Source organism: Photorhabdus luminescens subsp. luminescens, assembly GCF_001083805.1.
GTDB classification, from domain to species: domain Bacteria; phylum Pseudomonadota; class Gammaproteobacteria; order Enterobacterales; family Enterobacteriaceae; genus Photorhabdus; species Photorhabdus luminescens.
The window spans coordinates 78,405-89,277 of sequence record NZ_JXSK01000011.1 but is presented as its reverse complement, the minus strand read 5'-3'; the positions used below and the strand labels follow the sequence as shown (position 1 = coordinate 89,277).

The window sequence follows — 10,873 nt, the reverse complement described above, 5'->3', positions numbered from 1 at the left end:
AACATTGACAGAATATTTAAAGCAGAATAATTCAATATTATATATAAGGTAAGTAAAATGGAAAAAGAATATAACCTATCGACTTCGCAATCCAATACAGAAAATACCGATCCTAAATCAGTAGGGCCTTCAACAGATGAACTAAAAAATCGTTTTAAAGAGGGCAGTATTCCCCTACAAACGGATTATTCAGACCTGATTGATATTGCTGATATTGGCCGCCGGGCAATGGGCAAAGCTCCCGATCAAACTGAGAATCCAAATTCAGGACTAGAATTGAATAATAACTCAGGGCTATTGGTAAAAACTAATCCTACCGGCGGCTTAAAAGCAGATAAAGATGGATTAAGTGTAAAACTTAAGGATAAAAGTCTACTGACTGACGCTAGTGGATTAGCGGTAAATACTGGCAGGGGGCTGTGGATTAATAACGATAAACTTGAAGTGGATAATCATGACGGTATTGAAATAGTTAACGAAGGTGTAAAAGTTAAAGCAAGTAATGGAATTAATGTTGATGGGAATGGGGTCTCTGTAAGATCTAAAGATAGCACGATTAATGTAGGACCTGACGGAATATCTGTAGGAATTGGCTGGGGGATAAAAGCTGGTGGAGCAGGATTAGACGTTAAAGCAAGTAATGGCATTAATGTTGACGGGTATGGGGTCTATGTAAAGCCTAAAGATAATGGCGGTATTTCCGTTGATAAAGATGGCGTCAGTGTTAAATGTTGGGATAACGGTGGTATTACAGTCACTGACGGTTCTGGTCTTTATTTAAAATTAGCAGGGGGTAATTCCGGTAATAGTTGGAATGGTGTAAGTGGATTGAGCTTAGGTTCAGACGGTGTAAAAGTTAAAGCAGGTAACGGAATTAACGTTGATGGGAATGGAGTTTCTGTAAAAGCCAAAGACAAGACAATTAACGTTGATCCTACAGGGATATCCGTAAGACTTGGTTGGGGAATAAAAATAGGTGATGGATTAGATGTTAAGGCCGGCAATGGTATTACCGCTGATGGGAATGGCGTCTCTGTAAGATCCAAAGATAACACAATTAGCGTTGATCCTACGGGAATATCTGTGAATCTTGGTTGGGGGGTAAAAGTTGGGGGAGGATTGGATGTTAAGGCCAGCAATGGTATTAACGTTGATAGTAATGGCGTCTCTGTAAAAGCTAAGTCTGGTAGTGGTATTAAAGTAGACAGTGATGGCGTAAGTGTTGATATCAATTCAATTATATCAGCACTCTCAGACCTAATTATCCCACCAGGAACCATTGTGCCATTTTATAATAATGGTAGTTTACCTAATGGCTGGGTATGGTGTGATGGGAGTAATGGAACACCTGATCTAAACAATAAATTATATAATCTCAACTTAGTTTCAGGTTGGAGCGAAATAAGTGAAACTGCTATAGGATTAAGTACCGGAGATCATCCAAGAATATATGTAGCTTATGCTAGATACATCATGAAAAAATAGACTCGTTAATCAGTATAATACACTCCATATATAAAACATTTTATATTAACTACATTTATCAATTAAACATGAGATACTAATATGCCTTGGGAGCCAAATCTATTCAACCGGATTATCATTACTATTGAGGCTAATAATCAACAGGCGGCTAAAAAAGTATTACATGGCTCCCTGCTTAATCAAACTGATATCAATAAGTTATTTAACGCATTCTTTACTCAATATCCCATTAATCAGGATATCTATTTAGAAACATTAACGCTGGATCTTGGAGAAATAAGTTTACATAATTTCAATTCACTATTCCCTTTACGACTTAATACTACGCTAAATAAAGCATTAAGCCAATATCAAATTAATAATCAGGAGAAAAAAACATCCCTAAGACAATCAACACCACAGAAAATAACCAAAAAACCTTCTTTATTATATGTCAACAATTCAATTAATGTTGAAAATTTCATTCATTATTTAAATCAAAAGAATTCCTCATTGAATTCAATAGAGATTAAAACTCATCATCAAAATATTGACATCAATATCCGGCAATTAGTTAATCAATTAGCGGGAATAGAAGATAAATTAGCTTTATTTTTAGCAAAAAGCTGTTTATCTGCACCAAGTCTACAACGGTTATTAATGCTCAAGCAACCCACTTTATTAAGCGCTATTAACCACAGACTATCCGAAAGGATAAACAGATCACAATACTTTGGGGAGCCTGTCTCCCCCGGACAATTGATACTCAATGCGTTGCAATATATACAGCTAAATCATACACAGGAGATACCTAAACTGGATGTGAAAGTGCTATCACATCTCACCACTGAATTAGATAATGGTACACTTAATGCAACATCGATTATTACGTTATTTCGCCAGATTATCACTGACAATATTCCATTAAATAGTTGGTTAAAACAGATCTGGCAAACTATTACTGTTGCAAAATTCAGTAAAAAACACCTATCGGCTAAAGAATATCAATATTTATCCGAGCGTTTCATTTCAAATCATATGAATAAAGATATACTCAGTGAAAAATTAATTGTCACTAATCATGACAACGTTAACACTCAGGAAAATCAATATTTACCTGAGTATTATTTTTCAAATCACACGGATAAAAATATACTCGGTAATAAATCAATTATTACTCATCATGACAGCACTAATGATCAGGAAGATCAATATTTACCTGAGCATTTCATTTCAAATAATACGGATAAAGATATACTCGATAAAAAATTAATTGCTACTAATCATGACCGCATCAATATTCAGGAAGAGCAGTATTTACCTGAACATTTTATTTCAGACCATGCAGATAAAGATAAATCCAGCAAGAAATTATCCATAACTCATGTTGATATTAAAAATGTTCATAGATATAAATATGCAACAAACCAGAAGGTAATATCCAAAAACCATAAAATATTATCAACATCGAATAATCAGAATATTACAGTAAATAACTCTAGCCAATTACAGAACATCAATAAAACACATTCTGAGTATATTTTATTGCCTAAACAAACTCTTCCATATCAGGTTAATAATGCCGGAATATTAATTTTATGGCCGATGCTACCTATATTATTTAATCAACTTGGCTTACTTGAAGATCAACAATTTATCCATCGTCAAGCCCAATTTAGCGCGATTAATTTCCTTAACTATCTGATTTGGGGAAACGAAGAAATACAGACAGAGCAAAATATATTGAATAACGTTCTATGCGGATTAATGGTTGATGGAATGATTGAATTAGTTCCTATTGAACCAGAAAAACAATTGATAATAGATCAATGGCTAGACGCCATTATCAGCCAACTTCCCGGCTGGAAAAAATTAAGCCGCAATGACGTTCGCCTGTTGTTTTTACAACGGCCCGGTGAATTATTGATAAATGAGCAAGAAATCAAAATCACAGTAGAGCATCAGCCATTTGATATTCTATTGTCCGATTGGCCTTGGCCATTGAATATCGCCAAGCTTCCTTGGTTGGATCATCCTTTAAAGATTGACTGGAAAAACATTTAGAAGGTTTATATGGACTACCTACTAACAAATAACCCCTGTAACGTGGCTGAATTACGCTGGATTTATCCCCATTTGGAACGTATCGATCTGCTATTACAGCAATACTATTATCAAAAGGGGGACCAATACGATTCATTACCGGAAAGTTTTTTACTGACCGAAGAGGAAGTAGAACAGAGTTTAATATCACCGCAAGATATACCTCATTGGCTGGCTAAAACGAATAATCCTATTCGCCATCCAGAAATCGAGGAAAGCCCTACCCTTGATGCGTTATCATTATTGATCGAACGTTTTGAACTGACTGAATTTGAGCGTGATATTTTATTATTAGGCTTATTACCCCATTTCGATAACCGTTATCATGCATTATTTGCCGCTCTAAATGGCAACAGTAAAAAACAGTGGCCCAGCTTCGCTTTAGCCATTGAATTATTTAGCCAACGTCAAAGTGATCGGCAATTACTGCAAAACAGCTTTTTACCGCAAACACCGTTAATCAGTAACCAATTATTACAACTCAATAATCACGAAGAATCTGTCTGGTTACAAACACAATTTTTAACCCATAATGCTGTCTGGCATTTTTTATTGGGACAACGAACACTTTTACCCCCCTTGATAACCTGTGCTAACTGGCGAACGCCTTCCTCATATAATGGGTATCCACAAACTCTTTATCATGCATTTGAAAAGATATTATTGAATGAAACCAACGGAATACGCCCATTGGTCATACTCAGAGGAAAAGAAGGCAGCGCCAGAGAATTAGCAGTCAGTAATATTATGGGATCTCATGGCATTAATACCTTAACGCTTGATTTAGCCCATCTGACCGATGAAGAAAATATAACTAGAATATCCGACCTGCTGGCGGATGCAATACGAGAAACCCGGTTACATAACGCTTGTTTATTAATCCGCAATTTTTCTTTGCTTACAGAAACAACGAAAATATTACACTACGATTTATCTATTCTGCTGCATCAGCCAAAATTACGCGTAGTTTGCTTAGTAGAACCGGGAGAGTCATTCGTCTGGATTAAGCATCTACCAATGGTGCAAATTAATATGCCTATTGCGACATTGACGGATAAAAAAACTTTGCTGAAAACAAGCTTACCGGAGAATATCACTCAAAAAATCAATATTACTCAGCTATGTCAGCGTTTTTCATTTACCGCGGAAACATTACCGCTCATTCTTGAAGAAGCTTATCAATATCAAATGATCCGACAACCAGAAGGCCAATTGGAAGAAACCGATCTGCGTCAAGCATTAAGTTTCCGCGCCCAACAGAATTTCGGCAAACTGGCTCAGCGAATTACCCCAAAACGTAGTTTTAACGATTTAGTGGTTTCAGACACATTAACACAACAATTAAAAGAAATTATCGCAGCAATTAATTACCGTGACCAAATTCTGGGTGCCGGCTTTCAGGAAAAAATCAGTTACGGCACCGGAATTAGCGCCCTATTTTACGGAGAATCGGGTACCGGCAAAACAATGGCTGCTGAGGTAATTGCCGGTTATCTTGGTGTTGATCTGATTAAAGTTGATCTCTCTACCGTGGTAAATAAATATATCGGTGAAACAGAAAAAAATATCTCCCGTATTTTCGATCTGGCCGAATCGGATTCCGGGGTACTGTTTTTCGATGAAGCCGATGCCCTATTTGGCAAACGCAGCGAGACCAAAGATGCTCAAGACAGACATGCGAATATTGAAGTATCTTACTTATTACAACGACTGGAAAATTATCCGGGATTAGTGATTTTAGCCACCAATAATCGCAGTCATTTAGATAGCGCGTTTAACCGCCGTTTTACCTTTATTACCCATTTTACTTACCCTGATGAAGCGTTACGTAAAAAAATGTGGCAAGTCATTTGGCCGGAACAACTGACACTATCCAATGAAATTGATTTTGCCCATCTGGCTAAACGGGCTGATTTAACTGGCGCTAATATCAGGAATATTGCTTTATTGTCATCAATATTAGCAGTAGATGATAACTGTGAACAAATCGAAAATAGACATATAGATCGAGCCGTGATACTTGAATTAAATAAAACCGGCCGATTAGCTTTTTAAATATTCAATAGAACAGGAACAAACATGACAACCATCATTGCATCTGACAATGCGATTATCGAGATTAATCAAGCATTAAATACTATTTTATCTCAATATTTAGATATTCCCGGTCAGAAAATTGATATTCGTTTTGATCTACCCGAAATTAATTCCATTCAATCAGAACCGACGGTCAGTGTATTTCTTTATGAAATCCATGAAGATCTACAATTACGATCCGCCGAATCAAGACGCTATAACCCGGCAACCAACACATTATTACCGGGATGGGTCAATATTAATTGTAACTATTTAATTACCTACTGGGATGCGAGTAAACCCTCTAGCGACAGCTCCAGCCCAGACAGCCAACCCAATAATCAAGCCGCACAAGTGATAACACGGGTTTTAAATGCATTAATCAATAATCGCCAATTAACCGGCATTCCCGGTGCTTATACCCGGGTTATTCCCCAACAGGAAAATTTAAATAGCCTGGGTAATTTTTGGCAATCTCTCGGCAATCGCCCTCGCCTCTCTTTACTCTATTCCATTACTACACCGATGAAGCTGCAAGATATTAAAGACAATATTACACCAATTAGCCAGATATCCACTTCCGTGGTTCAAAAACCCAGTCTGGATAATTCACAAATAAGCCAAGCTCTGGCAGATAAATTATGTGCCGATTTAGGTGGTACAGAAGATGCGCGTCTTGCCTTAGCTAAAGTGAATCTGAGCACGAAATCCGATACAGAAAATAATCAAGATCAGGGAAAAGAAAGCGTTATTCTTAAAGTCTCAGGCATTACTCTCTCAACCTATTTACCTAAAATAAAAGATATTCTTTCCACATGGGTAAATAGCCAGAAAGCCGTGGTTAAAGTAAATGGGGTAGGTATTATTATCGCTAAAGAAAATTCTGATGATTTAATTTCAATATAAAATTATTATTTATTCAATAGAATACCCACGCGAGAATAACAACAAATTAAAACATGCTCTTCCAACTTTCGTATTAATAACATTTAACCTGATAAACAGAAAATAAACTGTACAATATCAGACTAAATATCTATGCGCCATCCGTGGCGCATTTTTTATTTTCTACTCATTAATGCCGTAGAACAAATTGCCGTCGCGATGCATCTTGAAATCCATAGGGTATATTACTGATTCACAACTTGATCTTTAGGGTCAAATGTAAATACAGCATCTGTTGCCTGTTTTACATTTACACCTTTAGGTAATTTGATGTTAACAATAGGTAAAAATTTACCTGTTTCATCTTTATAATCACGTTGATCTTTTTGTGCATTAACTAAACCTGCATTTTCTGAATAAAAAAGGGCTTCAATAGGTAATGTTTGTGGCTTATTCTCATCCCAAGGTTGAACGACTATCTCATTATAATTTAAACCATTACCATGATAAGGCATTGCAAGTAATGTTTGATAAAAAGCATCTGCTGGGTTTTTAGCCGTTGGTCTAACATCAAATGCACAGATTCCCCATGCAGATTTTCTTGCAATGGCTTTATTTAATTCATGAGCGGTGAAAACACCAAAATCTTGGCATGATTTCGCATCTGAAGGTTTAGGCGGCGCACCACAATAATTTCCCTGACGCCCCCAAGTATTTGCATCAAGAACATAGGAGCATAATACAGGAACTTTAACCTTATCTTTAGGGGCCATTTGTTCAGGAAAAAGAATAAAACCATTAACGCTCGCAAATGTATTGCCAAATTTAGAATCTTTTCTTAAATATGAAAAAGAAACTCCATTATTTTTTATAGAAGATGGATTTAACTTCCAAAATTTAAATCCAGGACGAGTCCCTCTCATTAAAACTCCAGAGCAAAGAAATGCGGGTGATTGAGCATCACCACAATCTTTAACGGTATTATTATATTGTTGGGTTAATCTATTAGCAATATCATTTTGTACCTCGGTTTCATTTTCCGTTTGAGTGAAAGCAAAAGTATTTGCTGAAAAAAAGACAATACTAAGGAGCAAAGCTACAATAGGCTTTTTCATAAAATCCTCACTTAATTTAAAGTGTGTTAATTGAAATTAAATTGTTCCTCGTTCACTTCCTAGTAAAGTTTTTCACTGTTTTGCTTATATCACAACTATCAGATTTGATAGTAAAACAAGGCTTCATAATTCTATTTGACCATTTTCAATGGCCTTTATTATGGCTGCGCCTCTAGAATTAACATTAAATTTTTCTCTAATTTTCTTAAAATGAAAATTAACATTTGCTTCTGAGCAATTAAGTATGCGTGATATCTCCCATGTTGTTTTGCCAATTAAATACCAAGAACAAACTTCTTTTTCTCTTTCACTTAATTTAATATTGTTTTTTTTGTTTTTTAAAATAATTAAATAATGTAGTATTATATCTCTTAATGCCATTAGTTGATTGAAATTTTTATTTATTGTCCCTATATAATCATCTTCTTTGCAATAAAAAGATAAAGTTAAAATTCCAAACTCATGATTAATACCATGCATAGGAAAAGATATGCCATGATTTATGCCGTAATCTTTAATTTCATGTAAAAAAAGTGATTTTTTTTCTAGTTTATTGCAATCCCATATGAAAGGGATAGTGTTTTTTATGCAATATTCAAAAATGGGATTGTTATTGATATATTTTTCTTTTTTATATTTTAAGGCTAATTGATCATTATTGGTAATAAAATTTGCTTCTTTAATATTATTTTTAGTTGAAGAGAAAAAGAGAGAGTACCATTCTATATCAGTAATAGATTGAATGGTTTTAATAACAAAATGAAGATCATTAAACTCCTCAATAACACAATCTGAATAAAACTCATATAAGTCAATCATAATTTAACCTGGGTATTGTTATATTTTTCAAACCGTTAATACTAAGATTAGTCCAATAATTGACTAGAACAACTATCAAATCTGATAGTTGTGATATAAGCAAAACAGTGAAAAACTTTACTAGGAAGTGAACGAGGAACAATTTAATTTCAATTAACACACTTTAAATTAAGTGAGGATTTTATGAAAAAGCCTATTGTAGGTTTGCTCCTTAGTATTGTCTTTTTTTCAGCAAATACTCTTGCTTTCACTCAAACGGAAAATGAAACCGAGGTACAAAATAATATTGCGAGTATATTAACTCAACAATATAATAATACCGTCAAAGATTGTGGTGATGCTCAATCGCCTGCTTTTCTTTGCTCTGGAGTTATATTGCGTGGCACTATACGTTCAAATAATCATAAATTTTGGCAACCTAGCTCATCATCTATAAAAAGTGGTGGTGTTTCTTTTTCATATTTAAGGAAAGACGCTAAGTTTAAACGCTTAGCTTATGGCTATAAAAATGGATTTATTGTTTTCCCTGAACATATAGCACCTCAAGATAGCGTCGATTTTTCTGTATTATGTGCATTTCCTATTGATGGCTATACAAATGAGAGAGCGAATAAAGGTTGTGGTGAAAATATTACTAAGGCGAAAGATAAAGGTAAATCTTGCCAAGAACAAAATGTGATGAATTCCGATGATTGGATAAAAAATTATAGGAAAGTAAACTCTCAAGATCTTTTTCAATGTGGATTTAATGTTACTAAAGATGTCGATAATCCAGCTATAGCTTTCTATCAAATGTTAGAAAGTATCAAAAAACTTCCACGTACTCCTAATATTCCACCAAAACAGAATGAAATCAGAATTTCAACCTGGGAAGAAAATGACCCTAGTAAATTACCTATTGAAGCCCTTTTTTATTCAGAAAATTCAGGCTTAGCTGATGCGCAAAAAGATCAGCGTGATTATAAAGACGCAACAGGTAAATTTTTGCCTATTGTTAAAATGCTACTACCAAGAACTTTAAATGAGGATGCATTATTCAAATTCAATATTGAAGATCAAGTTATTAAGCCATAAACGATTATTGGATTACTGTAAGCTCTATTTTCCATACTGAGCTTACCTGTAATCCACCTTCGCTCTTCGTGATGAAGCAGAACTCTGCTTTGACATCCTCCTCACCCTGAAGAGGGTGTCGCAAAAGGCCAGCATTGAAAATAAAACCAATCCACTTATCCCAAGCAATAAAAATAACCCTATTTATTATCCCCGATCTGTCATACTTAAAATTGAACAACCAGAGAAAATAAACATCAGATAACAATCTCTGTTATTAATTGATGTTGTGTCTAAAAATCCCCCGCCCATAATTATTTTGTTTCACGAAAATTCATTTAAATAACTATTGGATAAATTTTTAAATATAAACAATAACATCTATAAATCATGTTATTGCGGTAGCTATACTTTTCAATAAAAACCAAGTAATAAACGCTTTTTATATTTTAAATACAAATAGTAAATAAAGGAAAAAATCATCAATTTCATTGTTGAACAAAACAACTCAATATCATATACAAGGTGATAAAAATGGAAAAAGAATATAACCGGTCCACTTCAGAATCCAACACAGAGAATACCAATACTCTGGATCGCCATACAGTTGGTAAAACGCCCGATCGGACTGATAACCCACATTCAGCACGAAAACCGGGTGATGACTATACACAGGCAATAAAAATTAACCCTAACGGTGGCTTAACAGCAGATAAAGACGGATTAAATGTAAAAGCGGGTAATGGTATTAAAGTAGACAGTAGCGGCATCAGTATTGATCCCGATAATGTACTACCAAAAGGAATGATTATGATGTTCTCCGGTGAGGATGCTCCTACCGGCTGGGCTTTTTGTGATGGTAATAACGGAACACCAGATTTAAGAAGCCGTTTTGTTATGTGTGGTAAAACTCTTTCTGAGACAGGGCAAAGCAGTAGTAAAGCTAATGGTAGTGGCAGCGAAAAAAGCTTTTCCAAAAATACAACATCAACTGTGGCTTCGGTAAATGTTACTGTGGAAAATACAACATTAACAGAATCACAAATACCTAGTCATAGACATATTGGGGGTATGTCTTATTGCTTCTGGACTGGAATGAAATATGGTTATAGCTATTATCCCCGAACCGAATTTCAAATAGATATTAGCCGTGATAGCTCAATATGGCAGAAACCTACAATAGGATCTAATATTTATGCCAACACATCAAACACAGGAGGAGGACAAGGACATAACCACCCGGCAACGGCATCGTCCCCTTCACATAATCATAGTGTTGATATTATTCCACCTTATTATTTACTGGCTTTTATTATGAAACTTTAATTCCGTTGCACCGAAAAGATTTAAATTACCTC

The 10,873-nt window shown here is 35.0% G+C and carries 8 protein-coding genes; 6 read left to right on the top strand and 2 right to left on the bottom strand.

The genetic code is table 11. The features are described from left to right. The first annotated feature begins 57 nt into the window (after window positions 1–57). From TI10_RS25735 to TI10_RS20920, 4 genes are all read left to right on the top strand, one after another. The gene (locus TI10_RS25735; protein ID WP_053093488.1) at window positions 58–1,485 is read left to right on the top strand and encodes a hypothetical protein; all 1,428 of its coding nucleotides are present in this window, start codon (window positions 58–60) and stop codon (window positions 1,483–1,485) included. Between the two features lie 81 nt (window positions 1,486–1,566). Beyond that, window positions 1,567–3,528: a contractile injection system tape measure protein gene (locus tag TI10_RS20930; RefSeq protein ID WP_049585258.1), complete on the top strand. Its 1,962-nt coding sequence runs from the start codon at window positions 1,567–1,569 to the stop codon at window positions 3,526–3,528. Between the two features lie 9 nt (window positions 3,529–3,537). Beyond that, a complete protein-coding gene (locus tag TI10_RS20925; RefSeq protein WP_049585257.1) occupies window positions 3,538–5,622 on the top strand; it encodes an ATP-binding protein in 2,085 nt (694 codons plus the stop codon). 24 nt (window positions 5,623–5,646) lie between these two features. Beyond that, a complete protein-coding gene (locus TI10_RS20920) occupies window positions 5,647–6,549 on the top strand; it encodes a DUF4255 domain-containing protein (RefSeq protein ID WP_049585256.1) in 903 nt (300 codons plus the stop codon). A gap of 224 nt (window positions 6,550–6,773) precedes the next feature. On the opposite strand, the gene TI10_RS20915 is transcribed toward TI10_RS20920, so the two are convergent. After that, entirely contained in the window at window positions 6,774–7,643 is an 870-nt protein-coding gene (locus TI10_RS20915) for a hypothetical protein (RefSeq protein WP_074524887.1), read from the bottom strand. Between the two features lie 123 nt (window positions 7,644–7,766). Further along, a complete protein-coding gene (locus tag TI10_RS20910) occupies window positions 7,767–8,462 on the bottom strand; it encodes a helix-turn-helix transcriptional regulator (RefSeq protein WP_049585255.1) in 696 nt (231 codons plus the stop codon). 183 nt (window positions 8,463–8,645) lie between these two features. On the opposite strand from TI10_RS20910, the gene TI10_RS20905 reads away from it, so the two are divergent. Together TI10_RS20905 and TI10_RS20895 are read left to right on the top strand one after the other, a co-directional pair. Further along, a complete protein-coding gene (locus TI10_RS20905) occupies window positions 8,646–9,536 on the top strand; it encodes a hypothetical protein (RefSeq protein WP_049585254.1) in 891 nt (296 codons plus the stop codon). 513 nt (window positions 9,537–10,049) lie between these two features. Then, complete coding sequence (locus TI10_RS20895; protein ID WP_053093487.1) at window positions 10,050–10,841, top strand: tail fiber protein; 792 nt, start codon at window positions 10,050–10,052, stop codon at window positions 10,839–10,841. Window positions 10,842–10,873: the final 32 nt, after the last annotated feature.